The sequence below is a fragment of the Bombella mellum genome (assembly GCF_014048465.1).
GTDB lineage: Bacteria > Pseudomonadota > Alphaproteobacteria > Acetobacterales > Acetobacteraceae > Bombella > Bombella mellum.
In genome coordinates, this window is sequence record NZ_PDLY01000001.1 from 172,732 (window position 1) to 199,709 (window position 26,978).

General features: G+C 60.8%; 25 protein-coding genes. 12 read left to right on the plus strand and 13 right to left on the minus strand.

From position 1 onward, the window contains the following. The first annotated feature begins 253 nt into the window (after positions 1-253). Positions 254-1,813, plus strand: coding sequence for a GH32 C-terminal domain-containing protein (locus CPA56_RS00775; protein WP_182040149.1), 1,560 nt, complete (start codon positions 254-256; stop codon positions 1,811-1,813). Positions 1,814-1,824: 11 nt separating this feature from the next. Further along, positions 1,825-2,160, plus strand: a complete 336-nt coding sequence (locus CPA56_RS00780; protein WP_182040150.1) for a hypothetical protein — start codon at positions 1,825-1,827, stop codon at positions 2,158-2,160. 120 nt (positions 2,161-2,280) lie between these two features. Here the strand turns inward: CPA56_RS00780 and CPA56_RS00785 are convergent, their stop codons facing one another. The 10 genes from CPA56_RS00785 to ccmC all read right to left on the minus strand — a co-directional run bounded on the left by CPA56_RS00785 (position 2,281) and on the right by ccmC (position 10,894). After that, positions 2,281-3,687 (minus strand): class II fumarate hydratase, encoded by a 1,407-nt coding sequence (locus tag CPA56_RS00785; protein ID WP_182040151.1) that lies wholly within the window; start codon positions 3,685-3,687, stop codon positions 2,281-2,283. A 44-nt stretch (positions 3,688-3,731) separates the two neighbouring features. After that, positions 3,732-5,399 carry an NAD-dependent malic enzyme gene (locus CPA56_RS00790; RefSeq protein WP_182040152.1) on the minus strand — a complete coding sequence of 556 codons (1,668 nt, stop codon included), beginning with the start codon at positions 5,397-5,399 and terminating at the stop codon, positions 3,732-3,734. Between the two features lie 80 nt (positions 5,400-5,479). Beyond that, positions 5,480-5,854 carry a hypothetical protein gene (locus tag CPA56_RS00795; protein ID WP_182040153.1) on the minus strand — a complete coding sequence of 125 codons (375 nt, stop codon included), beginning with the start codon at positions 5,852-5,854 and terminating at the stop codon, positions 5,480-5,482. Continuing rightward, positions 5,851-6,309, minus strand: coding sequence for a c-type cytochrome biogenesis protein CcmI (ccmI, locus tag CPA56_RS00800; protein WP_182040154.1), 459 nt, complete (start codon positions 6,307-6,309; stop codon positions 5,851-5,853). The genes CPA56_RS00795 and ccmI overlap by 4 nt, the downstream gene beginning before the upstream one ends. 3 nt (positions 6,310-6,312) lie before the next feature. Continuing rightward, the gene (locus tag CPA56_RS00805) at positions 6,313-6,765 is read right to left on the minus strand and encodes a cytochrome c-type biogenesis protein (protein ID WP_182040155.1); all 453 of its coding nucleotides are present in this window, start codon (positions 6,763-6,765) and stop codon (positions 6,313-6,315) included. Continuing rightward, positions 6,762-7,364, minus strand: coding sequence for a redoxin domain-containing protein (locus CPA56_RS00810; RefSeq protein WP_182040156.1), 603 nt, complete (start codon positions 7,362-7,364; stop codon positions 6,762-6,764). The genes CPA56_RS00805 and CPA56_RS00810 overlap by 4 nt, the downstream gene beginning before the upstream one ends. Then, positions 7,355-9,379 carry a heme lyase CcmF/NrfE family subunit gene (locus tag CPA56_RS00815; RefSeq protein WP_182040157.1) on the minus strand — a complete coding sequence of 675 codons (2,025 nt, stop codon included), beginning with the start codon at positions 9,377-9,379 and terminating at the stop codon, positions 7,355-7,357. The genes CPA56_RS00810 and CPA56_RS00815 overlap by 10 nt, the downstream gene beginning before the upstream one ends. A 1-nt stretch (position 9,380) precedes the next feature. Next, on the minus strand, positions 9,381-9,929 hold the full coding sequence (ccmE, locus tag CPA56_RS00820) for a cytochrome c maturation protein CcmE (RefSeq protein ID WP_182040158.1): 549 nt from the start codon (positions 9,927-9,929) through the stop codon (positions 9,381-9,383). 33 nt (positions 9,930-9,962) lie between these two features. After that, positions 9,963-10,154: a heme exporter protein CcmD gene (gene ccmD, locus CPA56_RS00825; RefSeq protein WP_182040159.1), complete on the minus strand. Its 192-nt coding sequence runs from the start codon at positions 10,152-10,154 to the stop codon at positions 9,963-9,965. Beyond that, positions 10,151-10,894: a heme ABC transporter permease CcmC gene (gene ccmC / locus CPA56_RS00830; protein ID WP_182040160.1), complete on the minus strand. Its 744-nt coding sequence runs from the start codon at positions 10,892-10,894 to the stop codon at positions 10,151-10,153. Before ccmC ends, ccmD begins: the two co-directional genes overlap by 4 nt. 209 nt (positions 10,895-11,103) lie before the next feature. Between ccmC and CPA56_RS00835 the strand changes: the two genes are divergently transcribed. Next, positions 11,104-11,523: an EVE domain-containing protein gene (locus CPA56_RS00835; protein WP_182040161.1), complete on the plus strand. Its 420-nt coding sequence runs from the start codon at positions 11,104-11,106 to the stop codon at positions 11,521-11,523. A gap of 52 nt (positions 11,524-11,575) precedes the next feature. Next, on the plus strand, positions 11,576-12,391 hold the full coding sequence (locus CPA56_RS00840; RefSeq protein ID WP_182040162.1) for an EcsC family protein: 816 nt from the start codon (positions 11,576-11,578) through the stop codon (positions 12,389-12,391). A gap of 75 nt (positions 12,392-12,466) precedes the next feature. Here CPA56_RS00840 and CPA56_RS00845 read toward each other — a convergent pair whose 3' ends face one another. After that, positions 12,467-12,664 carry a hypothetical protein gene (locus tag CPA56_RS00845; protein WP_182040163.1) on the minus strand — a complete coding sequence of 66 codons (198 nt, stop codon included), beginning with the start codon at positions 12,662-12,664 and terminating at the stop codon, positions 12,467-12,469. Positions 12,665-12,696: 32 nt separating this feature from the next. Here CPA56_RS00845 and aat point away from each other — a divergent pair, with 32 nt between their 5' ends. The 8 genes from aat to CPA56_RS00885 all read left to right on the plus strand — a co-directional run bounded on the left by aat (position 12,697) and on the right by CPA56_RS00885 (position 24,101). Further along, entirely contained in the window at positions 12,697-13,371 is a 675-nt protein-coding gene (aat, locus tag CPA56_RS00850; protein ID WP_182040164.1) for a leucyl/phenylalanyl-tRNA--protein transferase, read from the plus strand. A gap of 113 nt (positions 13,372-13,484) precedes the next feature. Then, on the plus strand, positions 13,485-14,315 hold the full coding sequence (locus CPA56_RS00855; protein WP_229707247.1) for a hypothetical protein: 831 nt from the start codon (positions 13,485-13,487) through the stop codon (positions 14,313-14,315). 4 nt (positions 14,316-14,319) lie between these two features. Next, the gene (gene bcp, locus CPA56_RS00860) at positions 14,320-14,832 is read left to right on the plus strand and encodes a thioredoxin-dependent thiol peroxidase (RefSeq protein WP_182040165.1); all 513 of its coding nucleotides are present in this window, start codon (positions 14,320-14,322) and stop codon (positions 14,830-14,832) included. 154 nt (positions 14,833-14,986) lie between these two features. Next, positions 14,987-18,253 (plus strand): AsmA-like C-terminal region-containing protein, encoded by a 3,267-nt coding sequence (locus CPA56_RS00865; RefSeq protein WP_182040166.1) that lies wholly within the window; start codon positions 14,987-14,989, stop codon positions 18,251-18,253. Positions 18,254-18,290: 37 nt separating this feature from the next. Further along, positions 18,291-19,688, plus strand: a complete 1,398-nt coding sequence (locus CPA56_RS00870; protein WP_182040167.1) for a replication-associated recombination protein A — start codon at positions 18,291-18,293, stop codon at positions 19,686-19,688. Beyond that, positions 19,685-20,656, plus strand: coding sequence for an RluA family pseudouridine synthase (locus CPA56_RS00875; protein ID WP_182040168.1), 972 nt, complete (start codon positions 19,685-19,687; stop codon positions 20,654-20,656). The genes CPA56_RS00870 and CPA56_RS00875 overlap by 4 nt, the downstream gene beginning before the upstream one ends. 71 nt (positions 20,657-20,727) lie before the next feature. Next, positions 20,728-23,319, plus strand: a complete 2,592-nt coding sequence (locus tag CPA56_RS00880) for an AsmA family protein (protein ID WP_182040169.1) — start codon at positions 20,728-20,730, stop codon at positions 23,317-23,319. A gap of 20 nt (positions 23,320-23,339) precedes the next feature. Then, on the plus strand, positions 23,340-24,101 hold the full coding sequence (locus CPA56_RS00885; RefSeq protein WP_182040170.1) for an ATP12 family protein: 762 nt from the start codon (positions 23,340-23,342) through the stop codon (positions 24,099-24,101). A gap of 32 nt (positions 24,102-24,133) precedes the next feature. Here CPA56_RS00885 and CPA56_RS00890 read toward each other — a convergent pair whose 3' ends face one another. Beyond that, a complete protein-coding gene (locus tag CPA56_RS00890; protein ID WP_182040171.1) occupies positions 24,134-25,684 on the minus strand; it encodes a hypothetical protein in 1,551 nt (516 codons plus the stop codon). Next, positions 25,681-26,940, minus strand: a complete 1,260-nt coding sequence (locus CPA56_RS00895) for a hypothetical protein (protein WP_182040172.1) — start codon at positions 26,938-26,940, stop codon at positions 25,681-25,683. The genes CPA56_RS00890 and CPA56_RS00895 overlap by 4 nt, the downstream gene beginning before the upstream one ends. Between the last annotated feature and the right edge of the window lie 38 nt (positions 26,941-26,978).

Below are 26,978 nucleotides of genomic sequence, written 5' to 3' on the forward strand. Positions count from 1 at the left end.
GGTTCATGAAAATTTATTCATGTCATCATAAGGTATTGTTCCATCTTTATTGAAATTGATCGTGACAAATGAATCATTTTTACTGTGAATTTTGTAATGAACATTTCATATGATCTGTCATTTTCTGGTCATGATATTTGTCTCCAATAATATTCATCGCAAGCGGCATCAAAAGCATGGAACCTTTTCATGAGGAAGGTTCCATGTGCTTACCGGTACTGTCATCGGTTTTGGTCATGAAAGGTTTTTGTCCATGATGGACCTGTCCAGTGTTTCAGTAGCGTATTATCCCAAGCGGCATCTGGCCCCCGTGCCGATCCCCGGCAGGCACAAATGGCAGAATGACGGCCAGAATTACGTCCATGACAGGGAGGCCGGGCTGTGGAGGACATGGGCCTTGGGAGACCCGGAATGGACTCCTGACAGCGGTTTCCCGGCGACATCGTGGATTTCCTATAGCGGTCCCACCATCGATGCGATGACGTCGGATGATGACCGTGAGCCTTCCGGCAAGGATGTCTTCATCGACAAGAACAGCAGCCTTTCCGGAACGTACTGGTCCGGAAGTGTGTGGGTGGATGAGGAGAACAGGCTGGGGCGTGGTTGTGGTAGTGTCTATTACTACATCTCCGGCCCGGCCCCTGTCCTTCAGGCCATCTATCTTCTGGTGGCGGACAGGCTGGGCGAGGTTCCGTACAATCTGGGGATGTGCTGCTCGCCTGATCTCGTGCCGGACTCCGTACGTGATGGGGGCCGGGACTTCAGGGACTGCCGTGTGTTCTGGGATGATGACCACAGCCAGCTGGTGATGGCAGCGACGATCGGAACACGGTTTGCGTTCTTCCGCAGCCTCAACGGAACGTCATGGGAATTTCTTTCCAGTCTGGAAGGGCCGGGGCCGCTGGTGGAGTGCCCCAATGTCATGAAGCTGAAAGTCCTGGACGGTCAGGGGAATACCCCGGGATACAAATGGGCGATACTGGGAGCCGTGCAGGGTGATTATCCTGGCGGGACCCAGTCGAATGAATGCTGTGCGGCCTGGCTGGGGTCGTGGGATGGTACACGGTTCACCCCGGATGAGCAGTCCAGGGCCATTCCTCTGGATTATGGGCCGGATTCCTATGCGACCGTGGCAGGCAGCGATGATGGTCCGACCTATGTGGGGTGCTGGCTGGGCAACTGGGATTACTCGCTGCTGCCTTCCCCTTATAAAGGCTTCCAGAACATCCAGTCCTATCCCAGAGCCTGCTGGATACAGACCGACTACAGTGGCCAGCAGAAAGTCTACACGTTTCCCGTGGAAAAAGCGGATGGTATCACGGGGATAGGGGGCCCCAGGCAGACGATAGGTGGTGAGGGCAATCCTGATTTTGCGTCAGATGAGGTGGAGACCTCGGACTGCTATCGTCTGGATGTTGTGCTGGATCAGGTTGATGGTCACTGGCCGGAAGAAGTACGTATATCCGTCAACAAGGGCCGGATGGAAGGCACGGAGTACAGTACCGACCTCATCATTTACCGGAACGGTCAGATCACGTTTGACAGGACCAGGGCAGGCATCCTGTATCCCGGCTATCCCAATGAACCACCTGAGGACTGGGGAAAGACGTATTCCATTCCGGCAGGTCTGAAGAGCAATGCGGCTTCCAGCATGATCGTCACCATCCTGATCGATACCAGCAGCCTGGAAGTGTTCATCAATGGTGGCCAGATATCCCTGACGGGGCTGGTCTTCCCTCCGAAGGGCTGCACGGGTGTCGACATCACGGCAACCCAGCCCGTTCATGTGTCCGTTTCTACAAGTGATTACTGAGGTCAGGATCAATGTCTGAGATCATCACCAATACGCTCATCGTGGAGAAGGATCACATCCGTTTCAGGGTGGCCGCCGGTAATGGCGAGTACATCCGGTTCCCCGTGAGTTTTCTCAGTGACAGGGTCATGGTCATTGTCCCGTCTTATTACGACGGCAATGTCTTCAATATCTGTGGTGTGACAAAACAGTATGTCTGTGACCGTTACGGGTTCACGCTGAGCAAACTGGCCCACAATCAGGGGCAGACCCCTTTCTGGAACAGTTCCAGAGACCCGGTTGATGTCATCGTCTATGGCCGTCTGGCCCAGAATCCATCGTCAGGCTCGGGAGGCCGTCGTGCCTGAGGGAAGAAGAACCGTTCCTTTTCCTGTCACTGTTTTCACGCTCATGGCAGTGGCGTGACATGAGGAAGGGGCCTGACGGAGCAGACCGTCAGGCCCCTTTCATCTGCGTGGAGGTAGTTTTCACCCCTTGGGTGGCCGGATGTTCGGCTGGAGCATCAGTTTCGGATCGGCCACATGGTCATATTCCTCGCCCGTCATGAAGCCGAGGGCCAGCGCACTCTGGCGGGGACTGAGACCGTTCTCCACGGCATGATGGGCCACCTGGGAGGCCCTGTCATAGCCGATGCTGGGGGACAGGGCCGTGACCAGCACGAGGGAATGATCCAGCTGCTGGCGTATATGCTCCTCGTTGGCGGTCGTGCCTTCAATGAGGAACCGGCGGAAATTCTCCATCCCGTCACTGAGAAGGGTCAGGCTCTGCATGACGTTCTGGATCATCAGGGGCTTGTAGGCGTTCATGTCCAGCATTCCGCCAGCCCCTCCCATGCCCACGACCACGTCATTGCCCATGACCTGGAGGCACAGCATCGTCAGGGCCTCGGCCTGCGTGGGGTTGATCTTGCCGGGCATGATTGAGGAGCCGGGTTCATTCACCGGCAGGTTAAGCTCACCCAGTCCCGCCCGGGGGCCACAGGCCAGCAGGCGGATGTCATTGGCGATCTTGAACAGGCTGCCCGCCAGCGTCCGCAGGGTGGAGGAGAGATGCACCAGAGCATCATGCGCTCCCTGAAGGGCAAACTTGTTGGCCCCGCTGGTGAAGTCCAGCTGGGTGAGGCGGGCGATCTCCTTGCAGGCACGGGCAGCGAACTGCGGGTCGGTGTTCACGCCCGTACCGAGGGCCGTCCCTCCCAGAGCCAGAGGCAGCAGTCCGTCACGGGCCTGTTCCAGCCGCTGGATGTTGTCTTCCAGCATTCCGGCATAGCCTTCCCATTCCTGCCCCAGCGTGATGGGTACGGCATCCTGAAGATGGGTCCGGCCAACCTTGACGATGTGCTTCCACTGCGCCGCCTTGTGGGAGATGGCCCCGTGCAGCCGCTCAAGGACCGGGATCAGGCGGCGGTGGGTCGTCAGTGCGCTGGCGATGTACATGGCACTGGGGAAGGTGTCGTTGGTGGACTGCGCCATGTTCACATGGTCATTCGGGTGAAGCGGTTTCTTGCTGCCCAGCTTCTGCCCGGTGATCTGGCTGGCCCGGTTGGCGATGACCTCGTTGACGTTCATGTTGAACTGCGTGCCGGAGCCGGTCATCCAGACATGCAGGGGGAAGTGCCGGTCATGCATCCCGCTCATGATCTCGTCGCAGATGCGGATGATGATCTCCGCCTTGTCCTTTTCCAGCCGTCCGCTGGCCGCATTGGCCACGGCGCAGGCCCGCTTGAGAATGGCATAGGCCTCGATCATCTCACGGGGGATGAGTTCCTGCCCGATGCTGAAATAGCGGAGTGACCGCTGGGTCTGGGCTCCCCAGAGGGCTGTCTGGGGAACGTCGATCTGGCCGAGGCCATCAGTTTCTGTACGGTTTGCCATGATTGATGAGGTCCTGCCGGAGAATGGTGGAAAAGAGGAGAGGGTCAGGCTGCCCGGTAGGGCTGGTAGCGGGGCCGCCAGCTCAGGGTGGAAAGGGCCTCCTGCAGGGCGTCATCATCGAGAGGGGGGCAGAGCTGCTCGTTCTGGGCCTGTCTGGCCACAGCATGGGCCACCCGCATGGCCACGTTCTGGATGTTCTCAAGAGGGGGAAGCAGGGTGGTGCCTCCCGTCTTCAGGGGGGAGAGGTCGGCGACGGCCTGTGCGGCAGCCATGATCATTCGTTCGCTGATGCTCCTGGCCCCGCAGGCCAGCGCACCCAGCCCGAGGCCGGGGAAGATGTAGGAATTGTTGGTCTGGTTGATGGTGATGCTGCGGTCATTGATCTCCACCGGCGTGAAGGGGCTGCCCGTGCTGACGATGGCCCGGCCCGCCGTCCATGTCAGGATGTCCATTGGTGTGGCCTCGACATGGCTTGTCGGGTTGGAGAGGGGGAAGATCAGGGGGCGGGTGCAGTATGAGGCCATCTCCCGGATCATCCCTTCCTTGAAGAGACCGGCCTGCCCGGAAACGCCGATGAGGATGGTCGGATGGTTCTGGCTGATGACCTCTTTCAGGGTGCGGCCCTGCCCGTCCCGGGAGGTTTCATCCTTCCGGGCAAAGAGGGCCTGCCCTTCGCTCAGCCCGTCCATGTCGTGGGTCAGCAGGCCGTTGCGGTCTATGATGTAGAAGCGTTTCAGGGCCTCCTCCTGGGGCAGCCCCTCGGCTTTCATGGCGGCCAGCAGAAGTCCGGCGATGCCGATGCCTGCCGCACCACCACCGGCAAAGGCGATGCACTGCTGTTCCAGCGTTTCTTCCTTGGCTCTCAGGCCGCTGAGGATGGCCGCCGTGGCGATGCCTGCCGTCCCCTGTATGTCGTCATTGAAGCTGGGCAGCCGTTCCCGGTACCGCTGGAGCAGCGGAGCGGCGTTGCGCCCTGCAAAATCTTCCCAGTGGAGCAGGCAGCCCGGCCAGCGGCCCAGCAGGGCGGTGACGAATTCCTCGATGAAGTCCGCATAGTCCTGCCCCTTCAGGCGGGGGCTGCGGCTGCCGATATAGGTGGGGTCGTTGCGGAGCGTGGCGTTGTCCGTGCCGACATCCAGCGTGACGGGGAGCATCAGGGCCGGGTTGACCCCGGCGCAGGCCGTGTAGAGGGCAATCTTGCCGATGGGGATGCCCATGCCGTTGGCTCCCAGATCGCCCAGCCCGAGGATGCGCTCGCCATCCGTGACGATGACGAGGCGGATGTTGTCATTGGGAATGGCGGCGAGACGGTCCGCCATGTGGCCACGGTCCGCCCCGGAGAGAAAGATCCCCCGTGGTTTCTGCCAGATTCTGGAGAATTCCTGACAGGCCTGCCCGACCCCCGGCGTGTACACGATGGGCATGAGTTCCGTGAGATGCTTCTGCATCAGGGCATAGAAGAGGGTCTCGTTCGTGTCCTGGATGGAACGGAGGTGGACATGCCTGTCCAGCATGTCCGTTTCGCTCATGAGGTTTTCATAGGCCTGTGCGACCTGTTCTTCCAGCGTATGGATGCCGGGCGGAAGGAGGCCATGCAGCCCTAGGGCCGTGCGTTCCTCCCAGGGGAAGGCGGTGCCCTTGTTCAGGAGGGGGTCATTCAGCACTGCCATGCCACGCTGGGTGACGGGGTGGGAAGATGGCGTAGCGGACATGGGTATGATCCTCCGGAATCATGGCAGGCTGGAAAACGGGGCAGATGATAGGCTCATGAAGGGTGAAAAGGAACCCGCCTTCAGTCTTTGCGGAGGTGCAGCCACCGGTCCCCGGCAAAGCGGAACTGGGCGAAGATGAAGCCCGCCACCAGCCCGGCCAGCATGAGCGGAATCACCCAGAGGGAGAAGGGGGCGAAGAGCTGGGGAAAGAGCAGCCGGGTGAGGCCCAGGATCAAGGCCAGACCGCAGAGGGAGCAGATCAGGTTTTCCCGTCTCACGGGTCCATAATGTTTCTCGGCCCGACAGTGGGGGCAGAGGCTGGCCGTGCTCTGCATGGGCTGGTGGCAGCAGGGGCAGGCACTCAGGCTGCGGCCGGGCAGGGCCTGGGGAGTATGGTCCAGCCGTGTGGCGGCCGTGCGGGTCAGGCGGGCGAAAGGTGACGGGCCGGGTTTCATGGTCTGCTCCCCTGCGTGCCGGATGAAGGCGTCATGGTGCTGGCCGGTGGGCTGATGGGCGAGGTCCTGAAGGCGGATGCCGGAATCTGGCTGGCAGGCTGCGGTCCGAAGAAGGGCTGGCCATTGATGGCATAGAGAAGCAGGGCCAGCAGGGGGATGAGCAGCAGGCTGGCGAGGCCGATGACCTTGTGGGCATTGCCTGCGCTGGAGAGGCTTCGGGGCGGGGTGGAGACATGGTTGACGATCTCCCGCTCCGTCTCGATGCGGGCTGCGTCATAGGGCTGTTTCTCCAGCAGGCCGGCCTTCCGGTCCCGTTCCAGCGAATCAAGCCGACGTCTGTAGAGGGACAGGGTGGGGTCGTCCGTCTGGCTGGAGACCTTCACCCGCAGGATGAGGCTGAGGCCGATGGGCAGCCCGATGAACAGGCAGATGAGGGCAACGATCAGCAGTGACATGGGTCAGTCCTTTTTCAGCAGGCTGTCCAGAGTGCGGCGTTCTTCCGGCGTGAGGGGGGCCGGTGGCGGAGCGGGACGGTGCCAGAGACGGCAGGTCAGAAACAGGGCCACCATGAGGCCGAGCAGGGGCATGAGCCAGAGCAGGGCCGTGGCTGGCGAGAAGGCAGGGCGAAGCCGGATGAACTCTCCGTATCGCTGGACCATCCAGGCCCTGATCTCTTTCGCCGTACGCCCCTGCTGGAGCTGCTGGCGGACGGCATGGCGCAGGTCCCTGGCCAGAGGGGCGGAACTCTCCTCGATGCTCTCATTCTGGCAGACGAGGCAGCGGAGCTGCTGGCCGATCTGCTGGGCCTCCCGTTCTAGGGTCGGGTCAGGCAGCATTTCATCCGGCGTGTCCACGGCCAGACAGGCCGGGCTGACGAGAAGCAGCAGGAGCAGGGCGACGGCCAGCCTCATGGTGCCGCCTTCAGATACGGAACGACATGGGTCTGGTAGGCCGCATCCGTCAGGGCATCTGTTCCATGCCAGACAATCCGTCCACCCACCTGCGGGTCAGGCATGATGAGAAAGGCTTCCGGCACGCCGGTCACGCCCCATTCAATGGCGGCCTGCCCGTCCTGATCCAGACCAAGCCGGGTGAAAGGCTGGCCTGCTCGTTCCAGCCAGCGGGCGGCACTGGCGGGCTGGTCCCTGTAGCAGAGGCCCCAGAGGGCCAGTGGTGCGTCACGGCCCTCCTGGGGTGCGGCGAGGGAGGCGGCAAGCTGGCTGATGAACGGAATTTCCTCCACGCAGGGCAGGCACCATGAGGCCCAGACGGACAGCAGGACCGGCTGCGTCATGGTCCTGAAGTCTTCCCGGGTCAGCCCGGCCTGTCCGGGCAGGGAGGAGAGAGCGGGGAAATCCGGCACGGGCTGGCCCGTCAGCGGAGTGTTGATGGCTCTGGGATCAAACTGCCCCCGATCCAGTCCATGAAGCATCCTGATGAATCCAAGTCCCAGCCCCGCAGCCCCCAGGACGGGCAGGGCGGCCAGAAGATGACGGCGTGTCAGTGGCATGATCCGACCTTCCCTTCCACCGGTTTCGGCCGCCGCCGTGAGGGCAGCAGATGCAGTCCCCCGCCAAGGGCCATGATGATGCCGCCCAGCCATATCCATGAGGCCAGAGGATTTTCATGCAGGCGCAGGATGGCACTGTAATGGCTCTGTCCCCGTGGGTCACGCTCTTCCTTCACGCTGCCAAGGGCGGCATAGAGGTCTTCCAGCGGGCGGTGGAGGATGGCGACATGAAGCGTGCGCTGCCCCTGTTGGGGGAAGAGGCGGATCTCCGGCGTCAGGTCGGCGAGAACCGGCCCGTGGGCATCGTGACGGCGGATGGTCAGGTGGGCTTCCACAGCCTCATAATTGGGGCCGTGATGTGGGGTCAGGGCGGTCAGTTCCCAGTCCCGTCCAGTCAGCGTGGCATGTGTGCCGGGTCTGGCCTCTATGAGGCGTTCCTGGCTGCCCGCCATGCCGCAGAGACCGAGGATGGTCACTCCCACGCCGACATGGGCCAGACTGGCAGCCCAGAGACTGCGGGGCAGGCGGTGCAGCTGGCGGTCTCCTGCTGGCAGGCCACGCAGGCGGAGGAACAGGTCACAGAGGGCGGCACTGATGACCCACAGGGCCAGCAGGGCTGCCAAGGCCGCCAGCGGTGTGGGGAACAGCCAGAAGGCGGGAAGGATGGTTCCGGCCGTGATGAGCAGGGCCGGGACCAGACGGGGCAGGAGCCTGTCCGTTCTGGCCTGTCGCCACGGCAGGGCCATGCTCACCCCCATGACGGCCAGAAGCGGCAGGGTGAGCGGAATGGTCGTGGCGTCAAAGAAGGGTTTGCCAACGGAGAGGGTGCGGCCAAAGAGCAGCTGCATGAAGGGGGGGTAGAGCGTCCCCGTCAGCACGACGGCGCAGAGCGTGCAGAGCAGGATGTTGTTGAGCAGCAGCGCACTCTCACGGGAGAGGGGTGAGAAACCTGCCTGCGGGGTGGGCAGGGAAGGGGCACGGATGGCGAAGAGTAGCAGGCTGCCGCCGCCATACAGGCCCAGAAGCCCCAGAATGAACAGTCCTCGGGCCGGGTCGTTGGCGAAGGCATGGACGGAATTGAGAATGCCAGACCGGACGAGGAACGTCCCGGAGAGGGAAAAGGCGAAGGTGGCAATCGCCAGCAGCAGGCACCAGACGTGCAGCAGATTGCGTTTCTCCACGACCAGAACGCTGTGCAGCAGGGCCGTGCCCGTCAGCCATGGGATGAGGGCGGCATTTTCCACCGGGTCCCAGAACCAGTATCCCCCCCAGCCCAGCACGGAATAGGACCACCACGACCCGAGCGTGATGCCCAGCGTCAGCAGGGCCCAGGCACTGATGACCCACGGGCGCATGTGGCGTGCCCAGAGGGCGTCGGCCTTTCCTTCCAGCAGTGCACTGATGGCAAAGGCGAATGGCACGGCAAAGCCGACATAACCGCTGTAGAGCAGCGGCGGATGTACGGCGAGGCCGGGGTCCTGAAGGAGTGGATTCATGCCCATCCCGTCGGCCGGAACGGGCCAGAGCCGCAGGAAGGGGTTGGAGGTCGTCAGGCAGAAGAGCTGGAAGCCCGCTCCCACCAGTCCCAGCAGGGCCAGAAGCCGTGCCCGCAGGCGGAGGGGCAGTCCTTCCGGCTGGGTAGGACTCTGGCCGGGGAGAAGGGCCAGCCCTGCACACCAGAGGCTCAGCAGCGTGACCCAGAGCAGGAGGGAACCCTCATGATTGCCCCAGAGACCGGCGATCTTGTAGGCCCACGGCTTGTTGATGGCCGAGGTTTCGGCAATGAGCTTCAGGGAGAAATCATTGCCCAGAGAGGCGGTGATGAGACAAGCCCATGAGAAAAGCAGGGCAAGACACTGGCTGAGGGCCAGAGGGCGGGCTAGGGCCGTCAGGGGGCTGTCCGCCCGGCGGAGACCGGCCAGCGGCAGGACGCCCTGCATGAGGGCTAGGGCACAGGCTAGAGCCAGCGCAAAATGCCCACTTTCGGGACAGAGGATGGTGGCCAGCACGATCATGTCACGGTGCGGCCCCTGGCCCGGGAGGTGTGTCCGGGCGGGGCACGGTCATGCTGTTCCAGTCGGCGGCGTTGGGAGGAGGGCCGAAACGGGGGTCCCACCGGCCGCTCTTCTGGAGGGCGTCGGCAACCTCCTTGGGCATGTAGGTTTCATCATGCTTGGCGAGGACCTCGCTGGCGGTGAAGCCGTGGCCATCATACCGCCCCAGAGCCACCACGCTCTGCCCTTCCCGGAACAGGTCCGGCAGGATGCCCCGGTACTGCACGGTGACGGCAGCCTGCCCGTCCGTCACGTCAAAGCGGGCCTCTGGCGTGTCGTCGGAGGCCCTGCCGGTGTGGAGGGACCCGGCCACGACCATGCCGCCCAGCCGGATGGTCTGCGCCGGGGCAGGCGGATGGGCCAGCACCTGCGAAGGGGCCATGAAGAAGACGATGGTGCTGGAAAGCGCATTGAGGACCAGCCCGACCGCACCGCCAAGGCAGAGCAGGCAGGCCAGGATGATCCAGAAACGTCCGGCCTTGCGGCGGGTGAGGGGAAATGACGCAGACATACCGTTCCCGTTTAAAGACACGAAGGCGGGCTGTTAATCCCTTTCCTGTCCGGCTGGCCGACTTGCCGCTTTCTGCTGGAGACGCTGCATGAGGGCAAGCCGCCTTGTGGCCCGGTGGAGGCGGAGCAGGCTGCTGCCGACCGTCACGACCAGAACGGTGATGACCAGCCCGTAGCTGGCCAGCACGAACCCCCAGTGCGGGGGCCAGAAGGCGGGCAAGGTCATGGTGAGACATCCCGCAGGGCAAGGGCTTGGGCACGACGTTCCAGCAGGGCGGCCCGGCAGCGTATGAGGAGCAGGGCCGTTCCCGTCAGCGTGAAGCCTGCCGTGCAGACGAGCAGGGGCCAGAACATGCTCATGGCCATGGTAGGGGCACCGGTCAGGGTGATGCTGTCGGGCTGGTGCAGGGTGTTCCACCACTGCACGCTGAACTTGATGACGGGCAGGTCCACCACACCGGCCAGAGCCAGCAGGGCGGCCGCCCGCTGGCCCCGCACGGGGTCATCGAAGGCCCGGATGGTCAGGATGTGCCCGAGATAGAGGAAGAACAGCACGAGCATGGAGGTCAGCCGGGCGTCCCAGACCCACCATGTCCCCCAGCCCGGCTTGCCCCAGAGCGACCCGGTGATCAGGCACAGGGCGGCGGCCGTGGCTCCCAGCGGCCCGGCCTCAAGGGCGATGACACCGGCCAGCGGATGCCGCCAGACGAGGGAAAGCAGTCCGCAGGCGGCCAGCAGCACGTAACCGGCAGAAGCCAGCCACGCCATGGGCACATGCAGATACATGATGCGTACCGTTTCGCCCTGCTGCCAGTCTGCCGGGGCGAAGCAGAGGCCCCAGATCAGCCCGGCAGCCAGCACCGCCAGCCCGACAGACAGGCAGGGCAGGGCGATGGGGCGGGTGACATGCAGGAACCGGGCCGGACTGTTCGCCCACCGGCCTGATGGAGACGGGGATGGAAGCATGGGGGAGAGTATGGCGGCTTCCCGGACAGAAGAGAAATGAAAAAATGTTCCGTTTCTTCATCGCTCAGGGGTCCGGCAGGCCGTCCGCTTTGAAAATGCCCTGAAGTCGGGCATTGTAAAGCGGGATGCCATACACGATATGGCTGCATGTATCAGTCTGCCGGAGGGGAAGGAGTCCACCATCCGGAGAACCAGGGAGACAGTGACGCATGGCCTTCTGGCTGATCAAATCAGAACCGGCTTCCTTCTCGTGGGACGAGCAGGTGAAGAATGATGTCGAACCGTGGACCGGCGTGCGGAACTATCAGGCCCGCAACAATCTTGCCGCCATGAAGTGCGGGGACAGGGCACTGTTCTATCATTCCGTGACGGAGAAACGCATCGTGGGCGTGGTCGAGGTCGTGCGTGAGGCCTTTCCGGACCCGACGGCGGATGATCCCCGCTGGGTCTGCGTGGACGTGAAGGCCGACGGGGCGTTCCGCTCTCCCGTCACGCTGGCAGAGATCAAGGCGGACCCGGCTCTGGAAAACATGGCACTGCTCAGGCAGTCCCGCCTTTCTGTTGCCCCGGTGACGGAGGAAGAGTTCGCCTACCTGACCCGCAGGGGCCAGTGGGAAAAGGCGCAGTAACATTGGACCGGTCCTTCGGGCGGCCCGCTCAGGAAACGAGGAGATTCAGACCATGACGGAACAGCGCAAGGAGCATGTACCCAGTGCGAGTTTCCTGTCTCAGGACCTTGATACGGAAGCCCTGTCCCAGCTTCATGCCGTGCTGGATGGCGTGGAGAAGGGCCGGGGGACTCTGGCCCGCCTGGGGGACCTGATGGGCGGTGCGGTCGGCCGGGCCACGCATCTGGGCCTTCAGGGCCTTTCCCTTGCGCCGGGCCTTCAGGCAAAACTCCAGAAGCTGGCCAGTAACGCACTGGATCAGGCCTACCGTCTGGCCATCGTGGGTCTGGACCGCAAGGGGGGCGGGTCCGGGGCACGGCGTGAGAATCTGATACAGGCCGCCGTGGCGGTCTCCGGTGCGGCTGGCGGCTTTGGCGGCTTTGCCAGCATGGCACCGGATGTCGGGTTCACCACGCTGGCCATCATGCGGGAGATCGCCGCCATCGCTCTGGAAAATGGCGAGGACCTGCGGAGCGAGGAGACACGCCGGGCCTGTCTGGAAGTCTTCGCCCTGCGGAGCATGGGGGAGCAGAAGGGTGAGGGCGAACTGGGATTCTTCGCCGCCCGTGGCCTGATGCGTGGCCAGCCGCTCGTGATGCTCATGGCCGAGGTGGCCGGCCATTATGGCATGGCCCTGTCCCGCAAGCTGGCGGCCCAGATGGTGCCGGTGGCTGGTGCCCTGTGCGGGGCGGCCATCAATTCGGCTTTCCTTGCCCATTATCGGGCACTGGCCAAGGCCCATTTCACCATCCGCAGGCTCGAGCGGACTCATGGTGCTGCCGTCAGGGAGGCGGCTGACGCTTATCGGGGAAGCCGTTCGGAAGACTGAGCAGGGCGGACCTGATCCGGTTGTGGAAGGGCGGCTCCCGGTGGCGGGAGCCGCCTTTTCTGTCCGTACCCGTTTTCAGTACCGGTCAGTCCGGCAGAGCTGGTACAGTTCCAGCGGTCCGAAAAAGAAGATGCCCATGAGGGTGAAAATACGCATGACACCCATGAGCGGACTTAGCGCAGGCCAGACCAGCTGCAGGAGAAAGGACAGGGCCAGAGCGATCGTATAGACGTAGGTCTGTGATGAAGGACGTGAAGGGGAAGGGCTGGACATGATTCGGTTTCCCTGCATGGAAAGGCTGGTCAATGGAGCATATCACATCCGAACTGCTTCTGCGTGCTTATGGCATGGGCGTGTTCCCCATGGCACCGGACAGTCAGAGTGACGAGCTGGAATGGTTCTGCCCGCAGGAGCGGGGAATCATCCCACTGGAAACACCGGCACTGCCCCGGAGGCTGATGCGGACCGTCATGGCCGGGCAGTACCGTCTGTGCAGTGACGAGGATTTCGACGGCATGATGCTGGCCTGTGCCCAGATGACACCATCCCGGACGGAAACATGGATCAGCGGGCGCATCCGCCAGCTTTACGGAGAGCTTCACCGGCAGGGACATGCCCATTCCGTGGAGGTGCGGGACAGGGAGAGCTGTGCTTTGGTCGGGGGGCTTTACGGGGTGTCCCTCCGGGGGGCTTTCTTCGGGGAGAGCATGGTGTCCCGTGTGCGGGATGCCTCCAAGATGGCCTTGGTGCATCTGATGGCGGCTCTCAGGCAGGGCGGATACAGCCTGCTGGACACGCAGTACGTCACCCCGCATCTGGCCAGTCTGGGGTGTGTGGGCGTGTCCTCCGCCACATACGGGCGGAAGCTGGCGGCTGCCATGCAGGAGGAGGCCCGATGGCCGGGCGACGTGAGTCTTGAGGCCCTGCGGCCGGAACTGGAAAGGCTGGCGGAACGTCCAGGAAAGGGGACCGGCGGATGAGGTATTTTCTCTCTGGTCCTGTCATCGTGGTCTGATATGCTCGGGCCAGCTCATGGGATCGTGACCGCCCGGTGCGTACGGGGCGGGACAGAATGTTGAGAGGGAGAGTGTTCATGCAGTGGCGTATCGGGGGAGCCTCGCAGGGGCAGGGTGATGCAGGCCGGAGAGCGGGAACTGCGCTGGCAGCGGCTCTCGGGTCGGTCATGATGCTGGCCTGTGCGGGTGCCAGTGCCGCCCCGGTCGGGGAGCATCCTCCGCTTTCCCCCACGAGGGACGCCGTGGTGACGTACCGTTTCCAGGCCAGGCTGTTGCAGGGCAAGGACGCCACCGTGCCGGAACATCAGGTGACGGTGTCGTTCGCCGCCTCGGGGGACCGCCTGAGGATTGATCCTGACGACGGGCAGAGTGCCACCATCCTGGACCGTCCCGACCAGATCATGACGCTCATCAGCATGAAGGAGCGGCGTTATGTTCAGCTCCGTCCCCTGCACGGGCTGCACAATCCTTTCTTCCTCGGGCTGGGCATGACCTATCATCCCGGCGGCACGCAGCAGATTGCGGGCGTGTCCTGCCGGGACTGGGCCATTGACAGTCCTCATGGCAAGGCGACGGCCTGCGTGACCGAGGATGGTGTCATCCTTGCCGAGGATGGCGTGGATGCCGATGGCCTGACGGGGCATCTTCAGGCGGTTTCCGTGCGGTATGAGGACATACCGGCGGACCGTTTTCAGCCACCGGCCGATTTCGAGAAGTTCAATCCCCTTGCCAAGCTGAAGCAGCCTGCCCAGCCGGCGCAGGCCCAGCCCGTTCCTGGTGCGGCATTGGATGGCAGCGCACGGGGCGGGGCGGATGCGTCCGTTCCCGATCAGCCCCACAGCCCGGATGATTCCGTCGGGGATGGCAGCGTGGCGCATGGGGACCAGCCAGACAGTACGGAGCGGTAAGATCATGACACGGAAGACAGTGACAGACGACGGGACGGCTCCTGCCGTGGGCAGTCCGGCACCGGTCTTCTCCCTGGAGGGTGTAGGACCCCAGGGTGAGGAGACCGTGAGCAGCGAGGCTCTGCGGGGGCGGCCCTATCTGCTCTATTTCTATCCACGGGCCTCCACGCCGGGCTGCACGACGCAGGCCTGTGACCTGCGGGACCATCTTGCCGAGCTGCGTGTTCCCGGTGGTGAGGGGCTGAAGGTGCTTGGGGTCAGTCCGGATGGCGTGGGTGCGCTGGAGAAGTTCATCACGAAACAGGCCCTGACCTTCACGCTCCTGTCGGATAGCGACCACGGTCTGGCAGAGGCCTATGGCGTGTGGGTGAAGAAGAAACTGTACGGGAAGGAGTTCATGGGCATTGAGCGCAGCTCCTTCCTGATTGATGCCGAGGGCCGTGTTGCCGCTTTCAGGCGCAGGGTCCGTCCGGCCCAGCATGTTGAATGGGTGCAGGAGGCTCTGGCCCAGCTCTGATGCAGGCCCCGCCTGCCGTTCCGTCGCCGGTCTGCCGCTCCGGAGGCGTGGGTTTTTCATGTCTGCCGGTCCGCTGCGTCCCCTGAGCCAGGCTGCCCGGTGTTTCTTTCCTGTGGGCTTCCGCTGGTGGTCCCTTTGTCTGGGTTTTTGTGTCATGACATGGCAGACGATTTTGCGACGTGTGGCTTTCGGGCTTCTGGTACCACTGGTGGGGCTGCTGCTGGTCACGGCCCTGCTGCTGGGGCGGCTGGCACAGGGACCGCTGGACGTGACGGGCCTGTCCCATCGCTGGGGTGAGCCGTTCGCCCATCCGGGTGGTGGTACGCTCAGCTGGGAGCACATGGCCCTTTCGTGGAAACCCAGACAGAAGGGCCATTCGGCAAAGCTGCTGCTGAGCATGGACGGGGTCCGGTTCCGTGCGGGAGCGGCCGGAGGTGATGGCGGCCCGGTCGAGGCTGACATGCCGGTGCAGATGCTGGAGCATGTCGGGGTCGTCTTCAAGCTGGCCAGCCTGCTGCATGGCCGGCTGGGCATCCGGTCGCTGGATGTGCAAGGGCTGCGTCTGACGGCCTTCAGGGACGGAGAGGGGCATTTCGGGCTGGGAAGCCTGAAGCGCAACGCTGCCCGGCATGGGGGTGGCGGGCCGTCCCTCGCTTCCGTCATACCCTATCATCTTGATCTGCATGACATCGAGCTGACGGTCCGTGATGAGACCCGGCCCGATTCCACGATGGTCGTCGCCCTGCCGGAGCTGAAGGCGGACTATGCCTGGCAGACGGGCTGGCAGGGGCAGGTGGTGGCGACCATCCAGGCCCCGGGGCTTGGGGACGCTCCGGGCATGTCCACGGTCCGGCTGACGGGAGACATGGCTCCTGATGGGGCGGACAGGACGCATTGGAAGCTGAGCGTCTCCCCTTTCCGTCTGCCGGTTCTGGCATCATGGCTGCCACTGTCCCCGGAGCAGGAAAAGGGGCTGGCCATCCCGAACCTGCCCCTCTCTTTCCATCTGGAAGGGCAGCTCAACGGGCGTGATCTGTTCGGGCAGTTCGATCACATGGATGGCGAGATGGAGGTCGGGGCTGGTGAGATTGACCGGCCCGGGAAGATACCGTTCCGGCTGACCGCTGCCCGGTCGACATTCCGGCTTGGACCTGCACAGGCCGGGCAGGCCGAGCCTCTGGCCATGACCCTGCATATGGACCTCAAGGCCCTGGATTCCCTCAACAGGACGGTGCCGTTCATTCTGGATGCGCATGGCCGGATGGATCATCTGACCAGCCCCCGTGAGATCGGGCTGACCGTTGATGGCCATGTGGCGGCCTTTGACTTCGCCACTCTGGCCAGTGTCTGGCCGGATGGAACGGCCAAAGGTGCCCGACGCTGGATGACGACGAACATGACGGCCGGTCGTGGTGAGAACCTGAATCTCCAGCTCAGTTTCACCAGCCATTCCGGCTGGGGCGGGCTGGACGTGACGAAGCTGGGGGGTGATCTGGTCGGTCATGGGCTGGATGTCACATGGATGGACGGCATGCAGCCGGTGACCGGCGAAGATGCCCAGGCCCGTTTTCTTGATGATGGCCGCCTGCTGATCGACGTGCAGCACGGCCATCTGGCTGACGGGCGGGGGGGCAGCGTTGCCGTGCCGACGGGGCGCATCATCCTCTCCGGCCTGCTGTCTCATGAACAGACGGGGGATTTTTCTCTGGGTCTGGAAGGGCCGCTTCCGGCTTTCGTCAGTGTCCTGTCCAGCCCCCGCCTCAATCTTCTGTCCCGCAACCCGGTCAATCCCGCCGAGACGGGGGGCACGCTGAAAGGCGTCCTCTCCCTGACGCTTCCTCTCCGAAGCCACATTCAGATGAAGGAAATGTCGTTCGGTGCGGAGTTCGACCTCCAGAAGATATGGCTGGTCATGCCCTCACTGGGGCACATACAGGAGGGCTGGGGCCATCTGTCCATCACCGATTCAGGGCTGACCGTGAAGGGAGGTGCCCAGTTCAGGGGTCTCGTCGTGACGGGCAGCCTGTTCGACAGTTTCCAGGCCAACATGCCGGGCCGCCTCCTGCTGAAGGCGGACCTGAAAACTCCGCTGGGAGCCGCCGAGTTCCGCAGCCTCGGCCTGCCAGCCGCCCTGACACAGGAGTCTGTCATTCAGGGCAGAGGGACGGGACATGTCGTCTACAGCCAGTTCGGTGAGGGGCCTGGTCACCGGCGTGGCACGGCCTTCGTGCAGGCGGACCTTGGCGGGCTGGGGGTCAGGGCCAGTTTCTGGCAGAAGCCTCTGGGCGTTCCGGCGGGTCTTCAGGGAAGTATTTCCTGGCAGGACGGGCACATGACCCGTCTGGATGACATCCAGGCCTACGGGCCACAGCTGGCCCTGCGGGCCGAGGGCCGCATGAGGGACGGACAGCTGGGAGGCCTAAGCCTCGTCCACTTCCAGCTTGGCCGGACCACGGGCAGTGCCGTGATGGACTGGCCGCTGAAGGGTGGCTCTGCCGATGGCCACTACCAGATTGACGTCCAGGCCGGGACCCTCGACATCACGCCCTGGCTGGGAGGCCGGAAGGCTGGCCGGAGTGACAGGGAGACCGGCAGTGCCGGAGTACGGAAGAGGGCCACGCATGGCGTGAAGCCTGTCCTGCCGCCGGGCATCTGGAGCATCGGGCTGAGTGCCGCCCGCATGATTTACGGTAAGGAACAGCAGGCCCGCCATGTGACGGCCAGCCTCCGCTGGGCGGCGCAGCGTCTTCAGGCGGCGTCTTTCCATGCGGCCCAGCCTTTCGTCAGTTTCGACCTGTCTCCGGCTCCCGGACAGATCGGTGCCCTGGACGTGAAGCTGAGCATTGCCGATTTCGGGAAGCTGCTGGCCTCCACGGGGATGTATGACCAGCTGGCAGGGGGGACGTTCGAGCTTCAGGGCCACTGCCAGCCCGTGGCTGCCGGAGTGGAGACGGAGCGCAGCATGGGTCTGGGCCTGGGGCTTCCCCCCTTCAGTGGCAGGCTGAGGGTGGACCACATGAATCTTGAGAATCCTCCGGCTCCTCTGGTCATCGCCACCCTAGCGGCTCCGATGCACTGGGGGCAGCTGTCCCGCAGGCGTTTCGAGGATGTGCAGGTTCGGGCCTCCTTTGGTGTGGCAGGAGGACGGCTTGACCTGGAGGAGGCCCGTGCCAGCAATGCCATAGCCGGTGGCACGATGAAGGGGCAGCTGGATTTCCGGCAGTCCACGCTGCACATGCAGGGGACTCTCTCGCCCTTCTTCGGGGTGAACCGTGCGGCAGGCAGTTTCTTCGGTGCCCAGAAGGGGCGGGGCATCATGTCCATGACCTATACGCTGGAAGGCAGCCTTGCCAGACCGGAGATGCATGTTAATCCTTTCTCTGCTCTGGTACCCGGTGTGCTGCGGCGTCTGTTCGAGTGAGAAGCCGCAGGTGGTTTCATGACGGAAGGCAGGAGAGATGATGATGTCGGATGAGGTGCCCGACCTCTTTGGAGGCCCTCCATCGCAGAAGCCGCCCCGGCCTGATGGTGCGGCCAGACCGGAGGAGGCCCGTGCGGCCCCTGCGTCAGCTCATCGGTCCGGCACCTGGCCGCTGGCCGACCGGCTGCGTCCGCAGTCTCTGGAGGAGGTGCAGGGGCAGGCCCATCTTCTGGGGCCGGATGGCACCCTGACCCGGATGCTGGCCAGCGGGCATCTCTCCAGCCTGATCCTCTGGGGCGGGCCGGGTTGTGGCAAGACGACCATTGCCCAGCTGCTCGCGGCCCGGGTCGGGCTGTTCTATGCCAAGATATCGGCCGTGTTCTCCGGTGTGGCGGACCTGAAAAAGGCCTTCGAGGAGGCCCGCCGCAGGGCCGAGGCCACCGGGCGTGGCACGCTGCTCTTCGTGGATGAGATTCACCGTTTCAACCGGGCGCAGCAGGATGGTTTCTTGCCCTATGTGGAGCGGGGAACGGTCGTGCTGGTGGGGGCCACGACGGAGAATCCGTCCTTTGCTCTGAATTCCGCCCTGCTGTCCCGATGTCAGGTTCTTGTCCTGCACAGGCTGGACGATGCTGCGCTGGAACAGCTTCTGGTGAGGGCCGAGACGGTGACGGGGCGGTCCCTTCCCCTGACGGATGAGGGGCGGGCCTCCCTGCGGGCCATGGCGGATGGCGACGGGCGTTATCTGCTGAACATGGTCGAGCAGCTCCTCTCCCTGACGAAGGAGGGAACCCGCCCGCTGGGGCCGGAGGAGCTGGCCCGGTCCCTGTCCCGACGGCCTGTCCTGTATGACAGGGACCGGGACGAGCATTACAACCTGATCTCCGCCCTGCACAAATCCCTGCGGGGGAGTGACCCTGATGCGGGGCTTTACTGGTTCGCCCGGATGCTCGAGGGCGGGGAAGACCCCCGCTACATTGCTCGCCGCCTCGTCCGTTTTGCCAGTGAGGATATTGGCGAGGCTGACCCGACCTCCCTGCCGCTGGCACAGGCAGGGGCGATGGCCTATGAAAGGCTCGGCTCTCCGGAGGGAGAGGTGGCCCTGGCGCAGGTGGTGGTCCATCTGGCGGTCGCCTCCAAGTCCAATGCGGTGTATCGGGCCTATAACGAGGCCAGGGCACTGGCGAAGCAGACGGGCAGCCTCATGCCTCCGGCCCATATCCGCAATGCCCCGACAGCCCTGATGAAGGAGCTGGGCTACAAGAAGGGCTACGAATATGACCATGACTGCGAGGACGGTGTTTCCGGCCAGAACTACTTTCCCGACGGCATGGAGCGGGTGACGCTCTACAGGCCGGTCGACCGTGGATTTGAAGAAAGAATCAGGAAACGGCTGGACATGCTGGCGCAGAAACGGGCATCTCGCCAGTCATGAGTGTTGAGAATCGTATCGTCAGCGAGGATGAGGCCGATCTGCGTCTCGACCGCTGGTTCCGCCGTCATTATCCCAACCTGACGCAGGGCGGGTTGCAGAAGCTGTGCCGCAAGGGGCAGGTGCGGGTTGATGGGGGGCGGGTGCAGCCCAATAAAAGGCTCAATCCTGGCCAGAGCATCCGCATCCCCCCTCTGCCGGACCAGAGCCGCCCGGCACCGCCGCCACCGCCCAATCCGGAACTCGTCCAGCAGCTGCGGGACATGATTCTTTATGAGGATGACCAGCTGATCGTGCTGAACAAGCCGTCCGGGCTGGCGACACAGGGTGGCCCCGGCATCACCGTGCACGTGGACATGATGCTGGAGGGCCTGCGGCCGGAGGGAGGGGACAAGCCCCGCCTCGTGCATCGCATTGACCGTGACACGTCCGGCATCCTGCTGCTGGCCCGCACGCCCGGCGTGGCGGCGAAACTGGCAGCGGCCTTTCGGGGTCGTGAGGTGAGCAAGACCTACTGGGCGGTGGTTGTCGGGCGGCCCAGCCCTGCTGAAGGTGTGATCGACCAGCCTCTGGCCAAGGTCGGGGCCGGGGGAGCCTCGCTGATCGTTCCGGTCGCCCGTGGGGAGGAGGATGCGATGAGTGCCAAGAGTTCCTATGAGACGCTGGATGCCACGGGCAAGCGTTTCAGCTGGCTGGCCCTGTCCCCCTGGACGGGGCGGACCCATCAGCTGCGTGTCCATACGGAGAGTCTGGGCACGCCCATTCTGGGGGATCCCCGTTATGGGGGCGAGACCGCCCATGTGGAGGGCTTCCCGGACAGGCTGCACCTCCATGCAAGGATGCTGGAGTTTCCCCATCCGGCGGGGGGAAGGTTGCAGGTGGCGGCTCCCCTGCCATCCCATATGCGCGAGACGTTCCAGACGCTGGGATTCATTGCAGGTGACACGCCGGCACCACGCCGGACACGGTAAGAGACTGGGTGGGCATGGCCGCTCCTGTACGGGGGCCTGCCACTGATGAGAGAACAAGGACAACAGGCAGAATGAAGAAGCTGGCAGTAAGCCTGATCGGGCTGGTGGTGGTGCTGACGGGCATCAGCCTCGCTCCGCAATTCCTGATAGATCAGGACCATCTGCGACAGCGTGTCATGGTGGCGTTCCAGCGGCAGACGGGGCTGGAGCTGAAGATGGGGGAAACGTCCTTCCAGCTCCTTCCCTGGCCGTCCTTCCAGGCCACCAATGTCGTGCTGACACGGCCGGGTTGCACGCCTTTCGTGGCGGCCCGGTCCGTCCATGCGGACATGTCCCTTCTGGCCGTGCTGAACCGTGAGATTTCTTTCCAGGAGTTCATGGTGAAGGGGGCGGGTATCATGCTGCACCGGGCCAGCGAGAAGCAGTGCTCCACATGGCTGCCCATGCTCTCGCAGGATCAGGGGCCGGCCGCTCCGACCCATGACGGGACGGTCAGCCCACGCTGGAAGGTCAGCTTCGGGGGGCTTCATCTGACGGATGCGGAACTCTCATGGCAGGATGATCTGTCCGACGGTCACGTTCCGGCGGGGGGGCACCTGCACATTGCCAGCCTGGAGCTGGCGGGAATGCGCAGTGCCAGCCCGTGGGTGGATTTGCAGGGCACGCATGAACACACGCCCTTCACGCTGCGGGGCCGGGTTGGGCCGCTCGGCCAGCTGCTGTCCGGCAAGGCCGTGCAGAAGGACCCCTGGGCCTTCAGTCTGGGCATGACTCTGGGAACCGGGGAGCATCAGGATCATGCGACGCTGGATGGCGTCATGCGGGATGCCCATCATCTGCGGGGTGTGAATGTCACCCTGTCCGGGCGGTGGTCGTCCCTTCAGGGCATGAGGCACCTGCTCCCTCATGCCGTTCCGGCTGATCTGGGCCAGATCGAGGGAACGGTCCGTCTCCACAGTGATGACGACATGGATACGGCGGCGGCCCACAACGGGGCGGACATGGCCCTGACGGATGCCCTGCTGCATCTGCCGGGGCGGCTGGTGCCGGACCAGATACATGCCCATCTGGGCAGCGTGGTGCTGCCTGCGGGGGCGTGGAACGTGGCGGCCCCTCTCCGGCTGAGCGACATCCAGATCGACGCTGACAGTGCCCAGGCTCCGTTCGTCCTACAGGGGCAGGCGGTCTGGGGGCGATATGCCTGGCTGTTTCATGGGGAGGCGGAAAGCCTCCAGCAGGCACGGGCGGCCATTTTCGCCCGGGAGCCATCCTCCGTCGGGCTGAAGCTGAACGTGCAGGGGCAGGACAGGACACTATCCAGCCTGTTCAGTCATGACGATGCGGCAAAGACGGGTGCCAGACAGGACAGCGTCTCCTTCGACCTTCAGGGAAAGGTCGGACGGCAGGGCGGCACGCTGGCCTTTTCCGGTCAGGCGGCCCTGTTCCAGCTGCCTGACATCCGGGCCATTTCCGGGCTTCTGGTGCATGACGGGCATGTGAAGGGCCAGCTCGTTCTGGGACCGGTGAAGGACATGGACGTATCTTCCCTGTCGGTTCAGGATGTGGAGTTTGAAAGTCAGGAGGTGGGCGGCACCCTGTCGGCAGACCTGCCCGTGCGGCCGGAGTCCGCCCTAGTAGGCAGGCTGCATCTGACCCACATGGAGGGGGACCGGTTTGCCCGTGCGCCAGTTGCGACGCCTGCGGAGCAGGAGGCACCTGCTGCATCCGCCCCGACGGTGGCTTCCGACCGGAAGCCGGATGGGGCACAGCCCGCTGGCAAGGCTCCTGAAAGTCTGCCTGAACAGTGGTTCGGAAGCCTGGCGACCCGACCGTTCGACGTGGACATGACGGCGGACCAGCTCCATGTGGCGGGCATCGCCTATCAGGGACTGCATCTGCATCTTCTGGGCGTGGAGGGGCGTCTGAGCCTGTCCGTTCTGGGAGGGAGCGTGCAGGATGTGCCCCTCTCCGGTGAGGCCGTGCTGGACGGATCAGGAGAGACCGTGCGGATGGGGCTGAAAGCGGCCCCTCTCATCCTCCCGGCAGGATGGGTGCAGATGGCCCTGAACCAGCCCGTGACGTTCGAAGGCCCCGTGCAGCTTGATGGTGCCCTTGGAACGGAAGGGGCGAACCAGACGGCCCTGTGGCAGGCTCTGGATGGCCAGATGGGGCTTTCGCTCGTGGATGGCCGTGTCCATCGGGATGTTCTGGCACCGCTGGCAGGGCCTGCCGCCAGCCTGCTGAAGATGGGAGCTGGAACGATGGGACTGCGCTGTTTTGCCGGAACGGTGAAGTTTGATCATGGTCAGGCCAGTTTCGGAAACATGGCTCTGGAGGTGAAGCACCTCTCCGTCATCGGGCAGGGGACGATGAAGCTGGATGACATGAGTTACATGCTCCAGCTCATGCCGCATGTCACGCTCGTGGGGGCGGATTTCTCCACGCCTCTGGTCCTGTCCGGGCAGAACGGGAACTTTCATGTGGGGACGCTGGGCAGGGATCAGGCGGGGCTTGATACGGCCAGCTTTGGCAGTGATGCCTGTGCCTATGCCGTCCAGCAGGCCCGTGGTGGCCAGAAGGGGCTGCCCCTGCCTGCCCGGGATGAAGGCCATTCCGGCGGGGCGGGCGGGATTCTCCGTGCCCTTGGTCTTGGTGGCAACTGACAGGAAGGAAGAGCAGCGTCATGGCACAGTTCCGCAGGCGTTTCTGGAAACAGGTGACAGTGGGGCCAGTCGGTGAATCCGGCCAGCAGGGACCATTGCTGGATGGCAGGCCCGTGAAGCTGCCTGCCGGAACGGCCCTGGCCGTGTCATCTCCTGCTCTGGCAGAGGCCCTTGCGGAAGAATGGCGTCAGATTGCCGAGGGTGCCCAGTTCACCCCGGATGATCTGGTCCTGACCCGCATGGCGGGCAGTCATATTGAGCGCATCCTGCCCGACCGTGCGGCGATGGAAGCCGCCCTGCATGCTTATGGCATTGATGACAATCTCTGTTACCGGAGTGCGGCGCAGGATGACGCCGTGACGGCCCGCATCCGGGCCTGGGCGGCGGAACAGGGGCTGCATCCGGCGATGACGGATGGTCTCATGCCTCTGGAGCAGCCTGTCGCCTATGGCGAGGCCCTGACGCATTACCTGTCGCAGCTGGAGCCTGCCCAGCTGACGGCTCTGGGTGTCATGGTACCCATCATGGGCAGCCTGCTTCTGCCGCTGGCTCTGGTGCATGACGTGGTCAGTTTTGATGAGGCCGTGCATCTTGCCCATGCCGACGAATACCGCCAGCTGGAAAAATGGGGCCACGACGGGGAACTTGCCACACTGCTTGAGAAGCGGAACACGGACATTGCCGATGCGCTCCGTTTTTTATGGCTTACACAGGGCGATGAAGGAAGACTGATGAGAGATGGGGCCTTAAAACCATTAACAGAAAGAGAATCTCCGCAATAAGGATGGGAGAGGATGCTGGGGTTATGTGACGCCTAATAAAGTGGTATGCTTCTCTTCGTATACTTGAGAGGATGCTTATCTCTCTTACCCTGTCCCTGTGTGCTGGCAGGCAGTCCAAAAGCAAGCATCTCCATGCAAGGAATGCATAGCCCTTCGATGAATTCTTTCTTTATAGGGTCTGCCATTTCTCTACTGGAAAGATGATATTCAGTGGCTTTATTATGAACAATCGAACATCTCATTCGGTAAATGATCTTTGGAAGATTATCATAAAAACCGTTAAAAGTGTTAAAGTTTATTGTAAACCCTTTACCATCGGGAGAGATTTTTTTTATTAATTCATTAATGGCGTCCTCGTAGGCCCTTTTATAACCACGTGGCACTCGACTCCAAAAAGACTCCCATTTTTCTTTAATACTGTTCTTCAAATCTTGATTTTCTCCATTCACTATTCGATTCGAAGAGATTTTAAATAACTCATTGAGATCCTTGAGCTCTTTTTCTTCCACTTGTAAGCCAAGATGTTTGAATTGCCGAACGCCAAAAAGATGGCCGTCATTATTAGAAATGATTGCAACTATTTTCGTCCGGAGCATGTAATTTTCCAGTGCATGATAACAGCTCATGAACTTATCGAGTACAGTTTTGCGGCTATTTATCTCGCTCATAATTTCGAATAGTTCATGAAACTGAGCATAATCTTTAGAGCTATCTAAAATTTTTTCAATGTTAGGATGCTTATTTATAATAGATGGAGCTAACTTATTTAAATAATATCCTTTTAAGAGCATATGATATTTTACATAAGAGAGACGGTTCTTCGGATCGGCGATGTTAGAGACGAGCCATTTCCCCTGACGTATGGGCTCATTACGTCGGCAAATTAAGAGAATTGTATAAAGTAGTATAGGAGTTCTTGGAGCAGTTCTCTCTGTATCATTGATTTCCAATCTCCCAGAGGAGGAAATGCTCATAAAAACAAAAGAGTTTTTTTTATCATCCCCATCATATACATAGTAGTTTTCTTCGGAATCGTCTGCACTGTTGTAAAATGTCAAACCATTTCCCGTATTTAAACGATCCTCTTCATATAGCTTAAACTGATTCAGATCCGTTGTTGGGATAGACTTTAGTGCTGAGCTTAGTTTGATCTCTCTGATTAGTTTTAGAATTAAAGAGATCTTATTGAAATCCAATACATCAGGATTCCCCGCTTTTTTATGAAGCTCTTTAAGATTTTTTTCCAACTTATCAAAGTCTCCCTGGGGTCCCTCAGCTTTAGGATCAAATAGATCATCAAAGCTACTAGTAACAGCTTCTGTATCAATCTCATCGGGCTTATAAATTTCATCAATCTCATCCTTATCAATCTCATCCTTATAAATTTTTATCCCTAAGCATTCATACGTTTCTTCTATTTCCTTTTTCGTTTCTTCTATTTCCTTTTCTGTCTCTTTGTCTTTAAAATAAGGAAGACCTTGATCGTCATGTCCAATTAAAAATTTATGTAATGATTGCACTAAAGACGTGATTGCTTTTCTAATTTCATCAATAGGTTTAATCATTTGATTGTGGTGTGTCATTTTTCGATCTCCTTTACATTGGCCCAGTCAATTTCACTGTCTATCTTTCCTTCAAGAAATTGACGTGTTGCTTCAAAAACTTTAGACTTATTTTTGTTGCCGATATTTATACTAGATAGGTTTTGCTGGTTTCTCCATTCTTCAAACCCTTCAACGTTTAAATTTTTAAAAAACCGAGGTAGCGTATGCGTATCTACGAAATTTGTAATGGTTGAAAGAATATCCTCTTTAGGAGAGTCAGTATTTTTCTTTTTAGCCACCGCACCGATGGCTCCGAATATTCCTGAGAGGACCACTTCTCGTCCAAACCAGCGGACCTCTTTATCTGACGGGCTCCCCTTATCTAATGAGGTGATTGCTTCCACAAAACTGTTTAGAATGTCGGCGTCAACATCAGATAAGTAACTATTAAATTCTGTTTCATCCGAAAATGCATGTGCTGCTGAATATTCTGCATTTGTAGTTACGGGGCGTCCCTCAAGTAAGGATACAAAGGCAGAAATCAGATGTGAAAAATGATACTGACCTTTTTTTCGTTCTTTACTATATTGGATAGAAGATTTATCTTTTTCGCGGAAAATTTCACCCTTTTCACCTATTTTCCCTTTTAGGGTATCCAGTTGGTTTAGAAACAGAAGCTCAATTTGATGTTTTATATTAACAGATTTGTGTCCTGCATTAAGAACAAGCATCTTTTTTATTTGGTCATCTCGTTTTAGAGAAAACCACACTTCTAACCAGATATTGTTACCATCAAATAATTTTATGATTTCACTACTATTTTTGCGATATTCTTTTAATACTTTACGGAAGATGCTGGGGTCTATTTTTTTACTTCGGAGCGTTTTTGAAATTTTACGTGATGCTTGAACGACGGTCAACTTCTTATCATCATCCTTAAAATCTTCTTTAATAAAACTAATTGTATCCCATATTTCTTTCAATCGATGGCTACGCTGTAGTCCATCAAGAATTTTAAAATTTTTACTCAGTTTAAAAGAAGTGACCCCCGCCTCTTGTTTCACGTCATCTTCATTGACAAGATCTTCGCTGACAAGGACAATTAATGGGATATGCTGTTTTTTCAGAAGAGTTGAAAAAATCTTATCAAGAAAATGATTTTGGACTAGACTTCTTTGGATATCAAATTCCTGGAAATCATCTGGTAAATTTGAAATATATTCCTCAAGGGAAGTCTTGCAGAGGCGACAAGTAGCCCCTTCTTCTTGGAAGGTATCCAAAATTTCCAGATTCATGATCAATACCTATTTATCAGCAAGATTTAACGGTCACC